The sequence below is a fragment of the Streptomyces sp. NPDC047453 genome (assembly GCF_040643155.1).
Classification (GTDB): Bacteria; Actinomycetota; Actinomycetes; order Streptomycetales; family Streptomycetaceae; genus Streptomyces.
This window is the reverse complement of the sequence record NZ_JBEYTS010000029.1, coordinates 80,521-95,317: the sequence shown is the minus strand read 5'-3', so window position 1 is coordinate 95,317 and position 14,797 is coordinate 80,521. Positions and strand designations below refer to the sequence as shown.

The 14,797-nt window shown below is 69.8% G+C and carries 14 protein-coding genes and 2 pseudogenes; 12 read left to right on the top strand and 4 right to left on the bottom strand.

All coding sequences use genetic code 11. The annotated features are described in order from the left end of the window. Positions 1 to 208: pseudogene (locus tag ABZ818_RS24395) on the bottom strand (transposase); the annotation flags it as partial. Between the two features lie 425 nt (positions 209 to 633). On the opposite strand from ABZ818_RS24395, the gene ABZ818_RS24390 reads away from it, so the two are divergent. From ABZ818_RS24390 to ABZ818_RS24375, 4 genes are all read left to right on the top strand, one after another. Beyond that, the gene (locus tag ABZ818_RS24390) at positions 634 to 846 is read left to right on the top strand and encodes a ferredoxin (RefSeq protein ID WP_361418336.1); all 213 of its coding nucleotides are present in this window, start codon (positions 634 to 636) and stop codon (positions 844 to 846) included. Next, positions 833 to 2,191, top strand: a complete 1,359-nt coding sequence (locus ABZ818_RS24385; RefSeq protein WP_361418333.1) for an FAD-dependent oxidoreductase — start codon at positions 833 to 835, stop codon at positions 2,189 to 2,191. The genes ABZ818_RS24390 and ABZ818_RS24385 overlap by 14 nt, the downstream gene beginning before the upstream one ends. Positions 2,192 to 2,233: 42 nt before the next feature. After that, on the top strand, positions 2,234 to 3,418 hold the full coding sequence (locus tag ABZ818_RS24380; RefSeq protein WP_361418330.1) for a cytochrome P450: 1,185 nt from the start codon (positions 2,234 to 2,236) through the stop codon (positions 3,416 to 3,418). Positions 3,419 to 3,529: 111 nt separating this feature from the next. Next, the gene (locus ABZ818_RS24375; protein WP_361418327.1) at positions 3,530 to 4,369 is read left to right on the top strand and encodes an SDR family oxidoreductase; all 840 of its coding nucleotides are present in this window, start codon (positions 3,530 to 3,532) and stop codon (positions 4,367 to 4,369) included. A 115-nt stretch (positions 4,370 to 4,484) separates the two neighbouring features. Here ABZ818_RS24375 and ABZ818_RS24370 read toward each other — a convergent pair. Beyond that, a pseudogene (locus ABZ818_RS24370) lies at positions 4,485 to 4,875 on the bottom strand (glycoside hydrolase family 15 protein); the annotation flags it as partial. A gap of 52 nt (positions 4,876 to 4,927) precedes the next feature. Further along, positions 4,928 to 5,566 carry a hypothetical protein gene (locus ABZ818_RS24365; RefSeq protein WP_361418324.1) on the bottom strand — a complete coding sequence of 213 codons (639 nt, stop codon included), beginning with the start codon at positions 5,564 to 5,566 and terminating at the stop codon, positions 4,928 to 4,930. A gap of 341 nt (positions 5,567 to 5,907) precedes the next feature. Here ABZ818_RS24365 and hemL point away from each other — a divergent pair, with 341 nt between their 5' ends. The 8 genes from hemL (at position 5,908) to ABZ818_RS24325 (ending at position 14,247) form a co-directional block, all read left to right on the top strand. Then, positions 5,908 to 7,224, top strand: coding sequence for a glutamate-1-semialdehyde 2,1-aminomutase (gene hemL / locus ABZ818_RS24360; protein WP_361418321.1), 1,317 nt, complete (start codon positions 5,908 to 5,910; stop codon positions 7,222 to 7,224). After that, complete coding sequence (locus ABZ818_RS24355) at positions 7,221 to 7,922, top strand: histidine phosphatase family protein (protein ID WP_361418319.1); 702 nt, start codon at positions 7,221 to 7,223, stop codon at positions 7,920 to 7,922. The genes hemL and ABZ818_RS24355 overlap by 4 nt, the downstream gene beginning before the upstream one ends. Positions 7,923 to 8,091: 169 nt before the next feature. Continuing rightward, positions 8,092 to 9,390 (top strand): hypothetical protein, encoded by a 1,299-nt coding sequence (locus ABZ818_RS24350; protein ID WP_361418316.1) that lies wholly within the window; start codon positions 8,092 to 8,094, stop codon positions 9,388 to 9,390. A 66-nt stretch (positions 9,391 to 9,456) separates the two neighbouring features. Beyond that, a complete protein-coding gene (locus ABZ818_RS24345; protein ID WP_361418313.1) occupies positions 9,457 to 10,122 on the top strand; it encodes a TlpA disulfide reductase family protein in 666 nt (221 codons plus the stop codon). 6 nt (positions 10,123 to 10,128) lie between these two features. Further along, the gene (locus ABZ818_RS24340; protein ID WP_361418310.1) at positions 10,129 to 10,890 is read left to right on the top strand and encodes a cytochrome c biogenesis protein CcdA; all 762 of its coding nucleotides are present in this window, start codon (positions 10,129 to 10,131) and stop codon (positions 10,888 to 10,890) included. A 3-nt stretch (positions 10,891 to 10,893) separates the two neighbouring features. Further along, a complete protein-coding gene (locus ABZ818_RS24335) occupies positions 10,894 to 12,687 on the top strand; it encodes a cytochrome c biogenesis protein ResB (RefSeq protein WP_361418307.1) in 1,794 nt (597 codons plus the stop codon). After that, positions 12,684 to 13,787 carry a c-type cytochrome biogenesis protein CcsB gene (gene ccsB, locus ABZ818_RS24330; protein WP_361418304.1) on the top strand — a complete coding sequence of 368 codons (1,104 nt, stop codon included), beginning with the start codon at positions 12,684 to 12,686 and terminating at the stop codon, positions 13,785 to 13,787. The genes ABZ818_RS24335 and ccsB overlap by 4 nt, the downstream gene beginning before the upstream one ends. Positions 13,788 to 13,812: 25 nt before the next feature. Then, entirely contained in the window at positions 13,813 to 14,247 is a 435-nt protein-coding gene (locus tag ABZ818_RS24325; RefSeq protein WP_361418301.1) for an SRPBCC domain-containing protein, read from the top strand. Here the strand turns inward: ABZ818_RS24325 and ABZ818_RS24320 are convergent. Continuing rightward, complete coding sequence (locus ABZ818_RS24320; RefSeq protein WP_361418298.1) at positions 14,201 to 14,650, bottom strand: nucleoside deaminase; 450 nt, start codon at positions 14,648 to 14,650, stop codon at positions 14,201 to 14,203. The two genes, ABZ818_RS24325 and ABZ818_RS24320, sit on opposite strands and share 47 nt — an antisense overlap. Positions 14,651 to 14,797 lie beyond the last annotated feature (147 nt).

Below are 14,797 nucleotides of genomic sequence, written 5' to 3'. Positions count from 1 at the left end.
AGCAGCAGCGCGGGCTCGCCGCCGGTCATGTCGATGGCCCAGGTCACCTCGCGGCCGTCGGCCAGGTCGAGCACGTCACCGATCAGCTTCAGCAGCTCGGGCTCGTCGTTGGCGACCCGCCGCGACAGCAGCGTCTTGCCGTCAGCGTCCAGGGAAGGCCGTGGTGGTGCCCCTTACCGCTGTCGATCCCCGCCCATATGCGGCTCATTGTGCTCCTGACGTGCGTGTTCGTTCTGTTCGTACCACGGACGACCTCGCCGGCATTGCTCTACTCAGCGACTTGTTCGCACTTCCTAATCGGCGGCCGAGTCGTCGTGGGGTGCCGGGCGGCGAAGCGAGCAGAGCCACGAGACGGCAGCCGCCTGATAGCCACACCCAGCACCCCTGGGCGACCCAACCCTACGAATGGCTCGATCAACCCGATCAAGAAGGTAGAGCCGCCTGAGCTTGACTCTGTCGGGTCGACGACCCGCCTGGGCTGGTCGAGGCGGCGTACCAGCTCACTCGGTGCGATCTGGGTTACGGCGGGCCGCCGAAGCACGGTGGATGCCACTGAGCGAGCGGTCACCGTGCGAGCCTGCGATGCCCGGCTCATGCTGAGGAGAGGGGTGTGGCGACTGAGGGAGTGGTGGGATGCGAATCGTTGTGGACCTCACGCGCTGTCAGGGCTACGCACAGTGCGTGTTCCTCGCACCCAAGGTGTTCGAGTTGCACGGCGAAGAAGGATTGCTGTACGCCACGGCCTTCCCCGACGACCAGGCCGAGCGCGTGCGCCAGGCTGCGGCGGCTTGCCCGGTCCAGGCCATCCTCGTCGGCGAGGAGGTGAACCCTGATGGCCGCCGGTGATCTCCGGGACGGCCGCATCGTCATCGTCGGTGCGTCGCTGGCCGGGCTGAGGGCCGCGGAGACGCTGCGCGAGGAGGGCTTCACCGGCTCACTCACCGTGGTCGGGGACGAGTCCCATCCGCCCTACGACCGGCCACCGCTGTCGAAGCAGGTACTGCTCGGCCAGGCGACGCCGGACACCACCGAGCTGCCGATGCGCCGGGACCCGGACGCCGAGTGGCGGCTGGGAGTAGCCGCCACCGGTCTGGACCCTTTGGAGAAGCGGGTACTGCTGGCCGACGGGAAGTCGTTGCCGTACGACCGGCTGCTGATCGCCACCGGGACCCGGGCGCGGCCCTGGCCCAATCCGGCAGAGGGCGCCCTGGACGGGGTGTTCACCCTGCGCACGCGTGAGGACGCCGCAGGACTGTCCGAGCGGCTGGCCGCCGGGCCGGGGCGGGTGCTGGTGATCGGCGCCGGCTTCACCGGCTCGGAGATCGCCTCGGCCTGCCGGGAGCGAGGACTGGACGTCACGGTCGCCGAACGCGGCCCCGCACCCCTGGTGGGCGCCCTCGGCGGCACGCTGTCGAAACTCGCGGCCGTCATGCATCGCAACCACGGCGTGGACCTACGCACCGGGGTGACGGTCACCGCCCTGCGCGGGAACGGCAGCTTCACCGGTGCGGACCTGTCCGACGGCACGCGTGTCGACGCGGACGTGTGCGTCGTGGCGCTGGGGGCGGTCCGCAACGTCGAGTGGCTGGCGGAGTCCGGGCTGGCGGCGGGCCCGCGCGGGATCGCCTGCGACGCCGGATGCCGCGCTTTCAACATGTACGGAATCGTCACCGACGACATCTTCGTGGCCGGCGACGTCTCCCGCTTTCCCCACCCTCTGTTCGGCTACCAGATGCTCTCCCTGGAGCACTGGGGAAATGCGGTCGAGCAGGCCGAGGTGGCGGCCCACAACATGATCAATCCTGGGCCTCTGCGGCGCCCGCACCTGGCCGTCCCGACGTTCTGGTCGACCCAGTTCGGGCTCAACATCAAGTCGGTGGGCGTACCGACCTACTCCGACCACGTCGTCATCGCCCAGGGCTCTCTGGAGGCGCGCCGTCTGGCGATGGTCTACGGCTACCAGGGCCGGGTCACCGCCGCGGTCACCGTCGACATGGCCAAGTCGCTCGACTACTACCGGCGCCTGATCGAGACGGCTGCTCCCTTCCCGCCCCCGCCCGGTGCGGCGGACCGTGCGATCGCGGCCGATGTCCCGATTCCGTCCGACGTGCCGGATCCGAAGGGGCTCTCCCACGGCCCCACCGTGGCCCTCACCGGTCACCTTCCCGACCGCCGACTGACCGTGGTGTAGCCACGGGCTGACGCACGTCCCGTCGCACGACGAGGAGCCATCATGGACTCCGAGACCTTGCTGGCACGGATCACCGACTACGCCAGCCGCCCCGACCCCTACCCGCTGTACGCGGAACTCCGCGAGGCCGGACCCGTGGTGCGGCAGGCGGACGGCAGCTACCTGGTCGGCACCTACCACGAGATCGCCGCTCTGCTCCACGACCCGCGGATGAGTGTCGACCCCCGCATCCGTGGCGAGGTGACACACAAGCCGCCCTTCCTGCGGCTCGACGACCCGGAGCACCACAGGCTGCGCACCCTGGCCATGCGGCCGTTCGGACCGCCGCACAGCCCAGGCCGGGTCGACGCCATGCGCGGTGAGATCGATCGGATCACCAAGGAACTGACGGAGCCCTTCGAGGCCGGCCGGCAGATCGACATCGTCGACGATTTCGCCTACCCACTGCCTGTCGCGGTGATCTGCCACCTGCTGGGCGTGCCGCGCGAGGACGAGCCGCTGTTCCGGGCCTGGTCCGACGCTCTGGTCACAGCCGCCGACGTCAGGCCCGAGGAGGACACCACCGAGACGGACAAGGCGGGTGACCAGGCGCGGGTCGAGATGGGCGGGTACCTGGTGAACCTCGCCGAGCAGCGCCGTGGCCGCCCGGGCGACGACATGCTCTCCGCCTTCGCCAACGAGCCGGATCCGGCCCTGCGGCTCACCCAGGAGGAACTCGCGGAAACCGCCGTGCTGCTGCTCATCGCGGGACACGAGACCACGGTCAACCTGATCACCAACGGGGCGCTCACCCTTCTGCGCCACACCGAGCATCTGGACCACCTGCGTCGCGACCCCGACCTGCTGCCGCGAGCGGTGGAGGAACTACTGCGTTACGAACCACCGGTCCACATGCGCGAGCGCATCCCCCGTGCCGAGATCGACGTCGCGGGCACCGTGCTCCCCGAGGGCACGTCCGTCGTCCTTGCGCTGGCCTCGGGCAACCGCGACCCCAAGCGGTTCCCCGACCCCGACCGGTTCGACCCCACACGCCCGGACAACGAGCACCTCGGCTTCGGCGGCGGTATTCACCTTTGCTACGGCGGCCCCCTGGCCCGTCTGGAGGCCCAGACCGCGCTCGGCGCGCTGATCCCCCACCTGGGCACGGCGCGCCTGGTCCAGGACCCGCCTCCCTACCGGCAGAGCGCCATGCTTCGCGGTCCGCGCCACCTGCCCGTCCAGCTCTGACTGCAATCTGCCCACGCCCCCTGTGTGGCCTCGGCTTTCGGGTGGTTCGGTGTCGGCAGGAGTCGAGCCAGCCGAGGTCGTGAGTTCAGCCAGTCGAGGAGGAGATCCGGCGTGAGCGTGTCTCAGGGAGCCCCTCAGGGCGTCATTCCCGCGCATCTGCTGAAAGGACAGAAGGCACTCGTCACCGGCGCGAACTCGGGCATCGGAAAGGCGACGGCCATCGGCCTGGGGCGCGCCGGAGCCGACGTGGTGGTGAACTACGTCGCCGGGCGCGAGGAGGCCGAGCGGGTGGTCGAGGAGATCTCCGGGTTCGGAGTGCGCGCGATGGCGTACGAGGCCGATGTGTCCCAGGAGGACCAGGTCGTCGCGATGATCGAACGGATGGTTCAGGAGTTCGGAACCATCGACATCCTTGTGGCCAACGCCGGGCTGCAGCGCGACGCTTCGTTCACCGAGATGACGACGGCCCAGTGGCAGAAGGTGCTGGACGTCAACCTCACCGGCCAGTTCCTGTGCGCTCGGGAGGCGACGAAGGAGTTTTTGAGAAGGGGGGTCGTCCCCGAAGTGTCGCGGGCCGCCGGAAAGATCATCTGCATGAGCTCGGTGCACCAGGTCATCCCTTGGGCCGGCCATGTCAACTACGCGGCCTCCAAGGGCGGTGTGCAGATGATGATGGCGACGCTCGCCCAGGAGCTCGCGCCCCGCAGGATCCGGGTCAACGCAGTTGCTCCAGGAGCCATCAGGACGCCCATCAATCGCAGCGCCTGGGACACTCCCGATGCCGAGAAGGACCTGTTGGAGCTGATTCCTTACGGGCGCGTCGGTGATCCGGAGGACATCGCGCACGCGGTCGTCGGGCTCGCCTCGGACCTCATGGACTACGTGGTGGGCACCACTCTCTACGTGGACGGCGGCATGACCCTCTTCCCAGGCTTCGCCACCGGCGGCTGAACCGCTGCGCGGCCTCGGGTGGCACACTCTGCCTACCGGGCACGCGGTCTGCCTCCCCGGCACGCGGCAAGCGCGCCTTTCGCCGTGCGTCCCGGATCCGTGGTTCTCAGTCACGCTACTGGTCGAGGGCGTCGTCCAGCGTGGTGGCGGCCATGATCAGCGACAGATGCGTGAAAGCCTGCGGGAAGTTGCCCAGTTGCTCGCCACTGGGGCCGATCTCCTCAGCGAACAGGCCGACGTGGTTGGCATAGGTCTGCCTCTTCTCGAAGAACGAAGGCATAGCGCGCCGGACGAATCCGCCCGGCGCGAGCCAGAGCGTCCACATAGAGGAAGGTGCAGAGACCGAACGTGCCTTCGGAGCCCCGCAGACCGTCCGGGGAGGCCGCAGGGTCGTAGCGGTAGACGAGGCTGTCCGACACCAGCCTGCGCTCCATCGCGTCCAGGGTCGACAGCCAGCTCACCGTCCTGGGAGCCAGGAACCCCACGCGCGGAACCAGCAGCAGCGATGTCGCAGGGGACCGGACCCGGAAGAACCGCCCCACCCTACGAAATCCCGGCTCAGGGCCACACCAGGCAATACGGCTGATGCCCCGCCTCGTGCAGCCGGTGCGAGAAGTCCTGCCACTCGTGCAGCAGCTGGTACACGTTGAACGCGTCCCGCGGGCCGCCGCGGTCCGGGACCGTGGACCAGATGAAGGCGGCCGCGCCGACCGCTTCCTCGCCGATGTCGCGCAGGGGGTCGACCGCGGTCGTCGGGAGTTTCACGACCGCGTAGTCGGGATGCAGGACGACCAGTTCGAGCGGCGGCACCTTGTGCAGGGGCACGCCCTCGATGCCGGTCAGCACCATGGCGGCCATCGTCTCCGGCTTGATCTTGGTGAACATGCCGCCCATGCCGAGCTCGTCGCCGCCGAGTTCCTCGGGGCGCATCGAGATCGGGACGCGGGCCGCCGTCGCGCCGTCGGGCGCGCCGAAATACTTGTACGTCACCCCCACCCGACCACCATTCCTGCTCCCTGCTCCCAGCAGCTCGGCCCGGCCGTCGCCTCGCCGGTCGGGCCGCTCGGACTCACTCGGTACATCCCGTGCCTGGCGTGCTTCGCTCGCTTCCTCAGCGTCGCGCCGGTGCCTTCCCCGCCGGGCACGTCGAGGACCCAGACCGTCAGTCCCCTCGCCCAGTCCGCCACCGCGATGCATATCTCCACCCGACTGCTTTTCTAGGACGCGTGGCCCCCGCCGCGCAACCCGATCATCGTGTCAGTGACCTCCCCCGCGGCCGCCCGCCGAAACGTGCGCCGAAACTTCTGCCCGCGGGATCTGAGCGGTCCCCGACACGACCCTTCGCTTGTCCATACGTACGCGGAGCCCAGTTTCGCAGATGGACCGCTGCGAATCCTCGAATCCGCCGCTCGTCGCACCCGAATCCGGCCGGACCGGGCCGCTCCGCCCCCGGTCCGCCGCCGTCGCTGGCCTACCCTGAACAGGTCACTGCCCACCGTATTCGGAGAACCCCCGAGAAGTCGGAGAAGTCGCAGGTCATGAGCGAACTGCCATATCCCTACGAAGCCCCTGTCTCGCAGGCGCTGTTCGACCGTGCGGCGGCCGTCACGCCCGGCGGAGTGAACTCGCCGGTGCGCGCCTTCCGCGCCGTGGGCGGCACGCCCCGGTTCATGGTCTCCGGCAGCGGTCCGTACCTGAAGGACGCCGACGGGCGGGAGTACGTCGACCTCGTGTGCTCCTGGGGTCCGATGATCCTCGGGCACGCGCACCCCGAGGTGATCGCCGCCGTGCAGGAGGCGGTCGCGTACGGCACGTCCTTCGGGACGCCCGGTGAGGGCGAGGTCGCGCTCGCCGAGGAGATGGTGAACCGGGTCGGCCCGCTGGAGCGGGTGCGGCTGGTCTCCAGCGGGACCGAGGCCACCATGTCCGCGATCCGGCTCGCCCGCGGGTTCACCCGGCGGTCCAAGGTGGTCAAGTTCGCCGGGTGCTACCACGGGCACGTCGACTCCCTCCTCGCCGCGGCCGGGTCGGGGGTCGCCACCTTCGCCCTGCCCGACACCCCCGGTGTCACCGGCGCCCAGGCCGGCGACACGATCGTGCTGCCGTACAACGACCTCGACGCCGTGCGCGCCGCCTTCGCCGCGCACCCGGGCGAGATCGCCTGTGTGATCACCGAGGCCTCGCCGGGCAACATGGGCGTGGTGCCGCCGCTGCCCGGGTTCAACCAGGGACTCAAGGACCTCTGCGGCGAGAACGGCGCCCTGTACATCTCCGACGAGGTCATGACGGGCTTCCGCACCAGCCGGGCCGGGTGGTACGGCGTCGACGGGGTCGAGCCCGACCTGATGACCTTCGGGAAGGTGATGGGCGGCGGATTCCCGGCCGCCGCGTTCGGCGGGCGCGCCGACGTCATGGCGCACCTCGCCCCCGCCGGGCCCGTCTACCAGGCCGGCACCCTCTCCGGGAACCCCGTCGCCACCGCCGCCGGGCTCGCCCAGCTGCGCCTGCTCGACGACGCGGCGTACACCAAGGTCGACTCCGTCTCGCAGCAGATCCAGGCCATGGTCTCCGAGGCGCTCACCAAGGAGGGCGTGGCGCACACTCTGCAGAACGCCTCCAACATGTTCTCCGTGTTCTTCACGGACCGCCCGGTGCGCGACTACGAGGACGCCAAGGCGCAGGAGTCGTACCGCTTCACCGCGTTCTTCCACGCGATGCTGGCGAACGGCGTCTACCTGCCGCCCTCGTCCTTCGAGTCCTGGTTCGTCTCCACCGCGCACGACGAGACGGCACTCCAGCGGATCGCCGACGCCCTTCCGGCGGCGGCCCGTGCGGCGGCGGAGGCGACGGCATGAGCGACGCCCCCGAGAAGGACGGCCGGGACGACATCACCGTCGTCCACCTCATGCGGCACGGCGAGGTCGAGAACCCGGACGGGATCCTGTACGGACGGCTGCCCGGCTACCACCTGTCCGAGCTCGGGCGGAAGATGGCCGAGCGGGTCGCCGAGCACCTCGCCCCCCGCGACATCACCTACGTCGTCGCCTCCCCGCTGGAGCGGGCGCAGGAGACGGCGACGCCGATAGCGAAGGCGCACGGACTCGACCTCGCCACCGACGAGCGGCTGATCGAGGCGGCCAACATCTTCCAGGGCAAGACCTTCGGCGTGGGCGACGGCGCGCTGCGCCGGCCCGCCAACTGGAAGCACGTGGTCAACCCGTTCAAGCCGTCCTGGGGCGAGCCGTACATCGACCAGGTGGTGCGCATGATGGGCGCGCTGAACGCGGCGAAGGACACGGCGCGCGGGCACGAGGCGGTGCTCGTCAGCCACCAGCTGCCGATCTGGATCGTGCGCTCCTACGTCGAGCGGCGGCGGCTGTGGCACGACCCGCGCAAGCGGCAGTGCACGCTCGCCTCGCTGACGACGTTCACCTACCGGGGCGACCGCATCGTCTCCGTCGGCTACACCGAGCCGGCCCGCGACCTGGTGCCGGCTCATCTCCTCGCGAGCGCCAAGCCGGTGAAGGGGCAGGGCAAGGCGTTCGGCGCGTAGAGAACGACGCGTAAGGACGGGAAGGGCACGGGCGGAACCGCGAGGTCTCGCCCGTGCCGCACTCTTCCTATGCGTTTGTTGTGAGATTCATATCGGCTCGCGGAACCCCCGCGTTCGTCGCCGCCTCTGAGTGAGTGACCACCAGCGGCAGTGACGAATCGGGGATCTCATGCGCACCTTCTCCCGAAGGGGACTACTCGGCCTCGGCGCGGGGGCCGCGGCCGCCGTCGGGCTCACGGGCTGCGGCAGCGTCAAGTCCTCGGGCCCGGGCCGCAGCAGCGCTTCCCCCAGCGCGACCACGCCCAGCGCGCGTGCGCGGACGACACCTCCCGCCCGCCTCATCGGCGACGGCTCGACCTCGTTCACCGGCAAGCAGCCGCACCAGCCGGCCGCGCCGGTCCCGCTGGAGCCGGGCGAGACCCCGCCGCAGTTCGTCGTCTTCTCCTGGGACGGGGCCGGCGAGGTCGGCAACGGACTGTTCCCGCGCTTCCTGGACCTGGCCAGGCAGCACGAGGCGCACATGACCTTCTTCCTCTCCGGGCTCTACCTGCTGCCGGAGTCGAAGAAGCGCCTGTACGACCCGCCGAACAACCCGCGCGGCGCCTCCGACATCGGCTATCTGACCGACGACCACGTCAAGGCCACGCTCACCAACGTCCGCCGCGCCTGGCTCGAGGGCCACGAGATCGGCACCCACTTCAACGGCCACTTCTGCTCCGGCCACGGCTCGGTCGGGGGCTGGACGCCCAAGCAGTGGCGCAGCGAGATCGACCAGGCCAAGGCGTTCGTGAAGGAGTGGCGGACCAACACCGGCTGGACCGATCTGCCCGCCCTGCCCTTCGACTACGACAAGGAACTCGTCGGCGGCCGCACCCCCTGCCTGCTCGGCCAGAACCAGTTGCTGCCCACCGCCCGCGAGCTCGGCTGGCGCTACGACGCCTCCTCGCCCGGCGGCCGCCAGGTGTGGCCGGACAAGCGGCTGGGCATCTGGGACCTGCCGTTGCAGCAGATACCCTTCCCCGGCCGCGGGTTCGAGGTCCTCTCGATGGACTACAACATGCTCGCGAACCAGTCCGTCAACTCCACCAATGCTCCCGCCCACAACCACCCGGGCTGGCGCAGGCAGTCCGCGCAGGCCTACATCCAGGGCTTCAGGCGGGCATACGAGACAAACCGGGCGCCGTACTTCATAGGCAACCACTTCGAACAGTGGAACGGCGGCATCTACATGGACTCCGTCGAGGAGGCCTTCAAGCACATCGCGCGGGAGAAGGAGAAGGGCGCCGACGTGCGCATGGTCTCCTTCCGGCAGTTCGTCGACTGGATGGACGTGCAGAAGCCGGAGGTGCTGGCCAAGCTGCGCACCCTCGACGTCGGGCAGCGGCCGGCCGGTGGCTGGAAGGGGTTCCTCGGAGATTCCGGCAGCGCCGGCACGCCGAGCACGGAGGGCCCCTCGAAGGCGTCCTGAAATGCACTTTTCCGGCCGTGAGGGGGGTGCGCAAGATCCCCGGAAGGGGCATGCGAAACTTTTCACATGAGTGCCGTCAGTCGTGCCCCCCAGTGCTCGAACCGGGCGAACCGCACGCCCCGTCCGCACCGCACGCGTTCGAGCCGTGTCCGTGGCCGCGCCGCCCTGCTCGCCGCCGGGGGCGCCGCTCTGGCACTCGCCCTGTCCGCCTGCGGCTCCGGCGGCACCTCCGGCGGCTCGGGCAACACCAACTTCATCACCGGCGCCGACGGCATCGCGACCGTGCCGAAGGGCGACCGCAAGCCCGCCCCCGACCTGTCCGGCAAGACCCTCGAGGGCAAGCAACTCGACATGAGCTCCTACAAGGGCAAGATCGTCGTCCTGAACGTCTGGGGCTCCTGGTGCTCGCCGTGCCGCGCCGAGGCGCCCAACCTGGCGAAGGTGGCCAAGGACACCGCCGACAAGGGCGTGCAGTTCGTCGGCATCAACACACGCGACACCAGCACCCAGCCGGCCCTCGCGTTCGAGAAGCAGTTCGACGTGTCGTACCCGAGCCTGTACGACCCGACCGGCAAGCTCATGCTCCGCTTCCAGAAGGGCACCCTGAACCCGCAGATGATCCCCACCACGATCATCGTCGACCGGGACGGGAAGATCGCCGCGCGCGCTCTCCAGGCGCTCAGCGAGGACAAGCTGCGCAAGATGCTCGACCCGGTCGTCGCGGAGAAGTGAGCCGTCGTGCTACTGGCCGCAGCCACTGATCCCAATCAGACGGTGTTCAGCGGAGCCCTGCTGCTCGCGCTGCCCATCGCCGTACTCGGCGGGCTCGTCTCGTTCTTCTCCCCCTGCGTCCTGCCGCTCGTCCCCGGCTACCTCTCCTATGTGACCGGGGTCACCGGAACGGACCTGGCCGAGGCCCGGCGCGGACGGATGACCGCCGGCGCCGCCCTCTTCGTCCTCGGCTTCACCGTGGTCTTCGTCTCCGGCGGGGCACTGTTCGGGTTCTTCGGGCAGACCCTCCAGGACTACAAGGGCACCCTGTCCAAGGTGCTGGGCGTGCTCATGATCCTCATGGGCGTCTTCTTCATGGGCCTGATGCCCTGGCTGACCCAGCGTGAGTTCCGCTTCCACACGCGCCCCAGCACCGGCCTGGTGGGCGCACCCGTCCTCGGGGCCCTGTTCGGAGTCGGCTGGACCCCGTGCATCGGGCCGACCCTCGCCTCCGTGGTGGCGCTCTCCTCCACCCAGGCCAGCGCCGGGCGCGGCGCCCTGCTGACCGTCGCCTACTGCGCCGGCCTCGGCATCCCGTTCGTGCTCACCGCGGTCGCCTTCCGCAAGGCGCTGGGAGCCTTCGGCTGGGTCAAGCGCCACTATGTCTGGGTGATGCGCGTCGGCGGCACGATGATGATCGTGACCGGCGTGCTGCTGCTGACCGGCGCCTGGGACCGGCTGGTGCAGGAGATGCAGACGTGGTCCACCGGCTTCACTGTGGGGATCTGATCCATGAGCAAGACGCCAACCAGTACGACGGACGACGAGACCCCGGTGGTGGTGCCGCCCGGCGACGAGGACCTCGGCGCCGCCGGGTCCCAGCTGTCCACCGCCCCCACCGAGACGGCCGTCCCCGGCTCCTTCGGCGGCAACCGGGCGCCCGGACTGGCCGGCCGGCTCGCCTGGACCTGGCGGGAGACCGTCGGCTGGGCCCGCTGGTTCTGGCGGCAGCTCACCTCCATGCGCGTCGCGCTGATGCTGCTGTTCCTGCTCTCCCTCGGTGCCGTCCCCGGCTCGCTGATCCCGCAGAGCGGCACCGACGCGTTGAAGGTCGAGGCCTTCAGGCAGGCGCACACGACGCTCGCGCCCGTCTACGACAAGCTCGGCCTGTTCCACGTCTACAGCTCGGTGTGGTTCTCCGCGATCTACATCCTGCTGTTCATCTCCCTCATCGGCTGCATCGTGCCGCGCACCTGGCAGTTCGTGGGCCAGTTGCGCGGCCGGCCGCCGGGCTCCCCCAAGCGGCTGGACCGGCTGCCCGCGTACACCACCTGGCGCACCGCCGCCGCCCCCGAGGAAGTCCGCGAGACCGCGCTGAGGATCCTCAAGCAGCGCCGCTTCCGCGCCCTGGCCGAGGGTGACGCGGTCGCCGCCGAGAAGGGCTACCTGCGCGAGGCCGGCAACCTCGTCTTCCACATCGCGCTGATCGTGATGCTGATCGCCTTCGCCTGCGGCCAGTTGTTCAAGACCGAGGGCAACAAGCTGATCGTCGAGGGCGACGGCTTCGCCAACACCCTCACCCAGTACGACGACTTCAAGTCCGGCAACCTCTTCAACGACGACGACCTGGTGCCCTTCAGCTTCAACCTGAAGAAGTTCACCGGCACCTACGAGCGCACCGGCCCGCAGAAGGGCACGCCGCGCGTGTACCGGGCGGACATCACCTACAGCGTGGGCGCCCACGGCAAGGAACAGAAGGCCAGCGTCTCGCCCAACCACCCGCTGAGCGTCGACGACGCCCGGGTCTACCTCGTCAGCCACGGCTACGCCCCCACCGTCACCGTCCGGAACGGCAAGGGCGAGGTGGTCTACCACCAGGCCGTGCCGCTGCTGCCGGTCGACGCCAACGTCACCTCGCAGGGCGCGATCAAGGTGCTCGACGGCTACAAGAACGCCCAGGGCAAGTCCGAGCAGCTCGGCTTCTCCGCGTTCTTCGTGCCGACCTTCGCCGGGGCCGGCAAGGGCACGATGTTCTCCCAGTTCCCGGCGCTGGACTTCCCCGTCCTCGCGCTGACCGGCTACCACGGCGACCTGGGCGTCGACGCGGGCGTCCCGCAGAACGTCTACCAGCTCGACACCAAGAACCCGAACCTCAAGCAGTTCAAGGACGCCAACGGCAAGATCGTCGCCGCCCGGCTGCTGCCCGGCGAGACCATGACGCTGCCGAACGGCGCCGGCTCCATCACCTTCGACAAGGACATCAAGGAGTGGGCCGGCTTCCAGATCGTGCAGCAGCCCGGCACCGGCTGGGCGCTCGCCGGTGCGCTCACCGCCATCGCCGGACTGGCCGGCTCCCTGTTCATCCAGCGCCGCCGCGTCTGGGTGCGCGCCGTGCGGGGCGCCGACGGCGTGACCGTAGTCGAGATGGCGGGCCTGGGCCGCAGCGAGTCCGCGAAACTCCCCGAGGAGCTCGGCGACCTGGCCGCCCTCGTCCACGACAAGGCGCCCGCACAGACCGCCGCCGACCCCGACCGGGAGCCGGACGCCGGCACCCCCGTACCCGCCGAAGGGGCTGAGGAGAAATGACTCTCGCCGCCGCGACCGAGCTAGCCACGGCGTCCAACGAGAACCTGGCCAACATCAGCAACACGCTGATCTACTCCGCGATGGCCGTCTACACCCTGGCCTTCTTCGCGTACATCACCGAATGGCTCTTCGGCAGCCGCAGCAAGGTGGCCCGTACGGCCGCCGCGCTGACCGCCAAGGACGGTGCGGCCAAGGCGCAGCGCCCGGCCGTGGCGGTGAAGTCCACCGGGGGCACCGCCGTACTGGAGCGCCCCAAGGTCGTCGTACGGTCCGCCGCCGGCGCCCGCGACGTGCCCGACGGGCCCGGCGCGCACGGCGGCGACGAGAAGGGCGACCTGTACGGCCGGATCGCGGTGTCCCTCAGCGTGCTCGGCTTCCTCCTCGCCCTGGGTGGCGTGATCGCCCGCGCGGCCTCCGTGCAGCGGGCGCCGTGGGGCAACATGTACGAGTTCAACATCACCTTCTCCACGGTCGCGGTCGGCGTCTACCTGCTGCTGCTCGCGCTGAAGAAGAACGTGCGCTGGCTCGGCCTGTTCCTGACCACCACCGTCCTGCTCGACCTCGGCCTCGCGGTCACCGTGCTCTACACGGCGAGCGACCAGCTGGTCCCGGCCCTGCACTCGTACTGGCTGTACATCCACGTCTCCACCGCGATCTTCTGCGGCGCGGTCTTCTACGTCGGCGCGGTCGGCACCCTGCTGTACCTGTTCAAGGACTCCTACGAGAACAAGCTCGCCTCCGGCGGGAAGCCCGGCCGCTTCGCGACCTCGGTCCTGGAGCGGCTGCCGGCCTCGGCGTCCCTGGACAAGTTCTCCTACCGCATCAACGCCGCCGTCTTCCCGCTGTGGACGTTCACGATCATCGCGGGCGCCATCTGGGCCGAGTCCGCCTGGGGCCGCTACTGGGGCTGGGACCCCAAGGAGACCTGGTCCTTCATCACCTGGGTCGCCTACGCCTGCTACCTGCACGCCCGCTCCACGGCCGGCTGGAAGGGCCGCAAGGCCGCCTACATCGCGCTGATCGCGTTCGGCTGCTGGCTCTTCAACTACTACGGCGTGAACATCTTCGTCAGCGGCAAGCACTCGTACTCGGGCGTCTGACCGGCCCCTCGGTGACACTGGTGTCATGACCGGTTCCATCGAACAGGGCACCAGCCGGATCCACGGGAACACACACCTCCTCACCTTCCTGGTGCGGCTCCCCAGGCCCATGGAGCAGGTCTGGCCTGAGCTGACCACACCGAAGGGCCTCGCGCGCTGGTTCACCGGCGCCGACGAGCTGGAACCCCGGCTCGGCGGCGCGGTGAGCCTGCGCGGCCTCGGCAGCGGGCGGATCACCGCGTGGGACGTGGACCGGGTCGCCGAGTACACCGTGGAGGGCGGCGGCCGCATCCGCTTCCACCTGGAGCGCGACGGCGCGGACGGCTCCGTGCTCCGCTTCACCCACGAGTTCCGGGGCGAGACGGAGTCGGAGCCGCGCTGGAGAGCCCGTTTCGAACGCCTGATCGAAGTGGTTACTCGCCAATGTCCTCGTTCCACAGATCCGGATGCTTCCCGGTGAAGTCCCGCATCAGCGCGACGCACTCCGCGTCGTCCAGGACCACGATCTCCACACCGTGCTCCGCGAGCCAGTCGTGCCCGCCCCGGAACGTGGCCGTCTCACCGATCACCACCCGCGAGATGCCGAACTGACGGACCAGGCCGCTGCAGTACCAGCAGGGCGAGAGGGTCGTCACCATCGTCGTACCGCGGTACGAGCGCTGCCGTCCCGCGGCGCGGAACGCGGCCGTCTCCGCGTGCGTCGAGGGATCGCCGTCCTGGACGCGGCGGTTGCGGCCGCGTCCGAGCAGGGTGCCGTCCGCTCCGTAGAGCGCGGCTCCGATGGGAATGCCCCCTTCCGCCAGCCCGGCGCGGGCCTCGGCGAGGGCGGTGGCGAGCCATGAGCGTGCCTGTTCCTGATCCATGTCCTTCCATGTCCTCACTGTGCTGACGCGCGCGCCGCACGGCAACGGCCGGCGCCCACCCCCGCAGACCGCGTGCGCCGCACTCTGTACCCTGACTCGATCATCGCCGCACGCGCGGCAGTTGGCCCCGGTGGGTGGGAGGGAACG

Bases quoted from the DNA above. Each gene is read 5' to 3' on its own strand.
- ABZ818_RS24390 (WP_361418336.1), top strand. From the start codon at position 634: ATGCGAATCGTTGTGGACCTCACGCGCTGTCAGGGCTACGCACAGTGC.
- ABZ818_RS24365 (WP_361418324.1), bottom strand. From the start codon at position 5,566: ATGCATCGCGGTGGCGGACTGGGCGAGGGGACTGACGGTCTGGGTCCT.
- ABZ818_RS24325 (WP_361418301.1), top strand. From the start codon at position 13,813: ATGACCGGTTCCATCGAACAGGGCACCAGCCGGATCCACGGGAACACA.
- ABZ818_RS24350 (WP_361418316.1), top strand. From the start codon at position 8,092: ATGCGCACCTTCTCCCGAAGGGGACTACTCGGCCTCGGCGCGGGGGCC.
- ABZ818_RS24345 (WP_361418313.1), top strand. From the start codon at position 9,457: ATGAGTGCCGTCAGTCGTGCCCCCCAGTGCTCGAACCGGGCGAACCGC.
- hemL (WP_361418321.1), top strand. From the start codon at position 5,908: ATGAGCGAACTGCCATATCCCTACGAAGCCCCTGTCTCGCAGGCGCTG.
- ABZ818_RS24355 (WP_361418319.1), top strand. From the start codon at position 7,221: ATGAGCGACGCCCCCGAGAAGGACGGCCGGGACGACATCACCGTCGTC.
- ABZ818_RS24380 (WP_361418330.1), top strand. From the start codon at position 2,234: ATGGACTCCGAGACCTTGCTGGCACGGATCACCGACTACGCCAGCCGC.
- ccsB (WP_361418304.1), top strand. From the start codon at position 12,684: ATGACTCTCGCCGCCGCGACCGAGCTAGCCACGGCGTCCAACGAGAAC.
- ABZ818_RS24385 (WP_361418333.1), top strand. From the start codon at position 833: ATGGCCGCCGGTGATCTCCGGGACGGCCGCATCGTCATCGTCGGTGCG.
- ABZ818_RS24335 (WP_361418307.1), top strand. From the start codon at position 10,894: ATGAGCAAGACGCCAACCAGTACGACGGACGACGAGACCCCGGTGGTG.
- ABZ818_RS24320 (WP_361418298.1), bottom strand. From the start codon at position 14,650: ATGGATCAGGAACAGGCACGCTCATGGCTCGCCACCGCCCTCGCCGAG.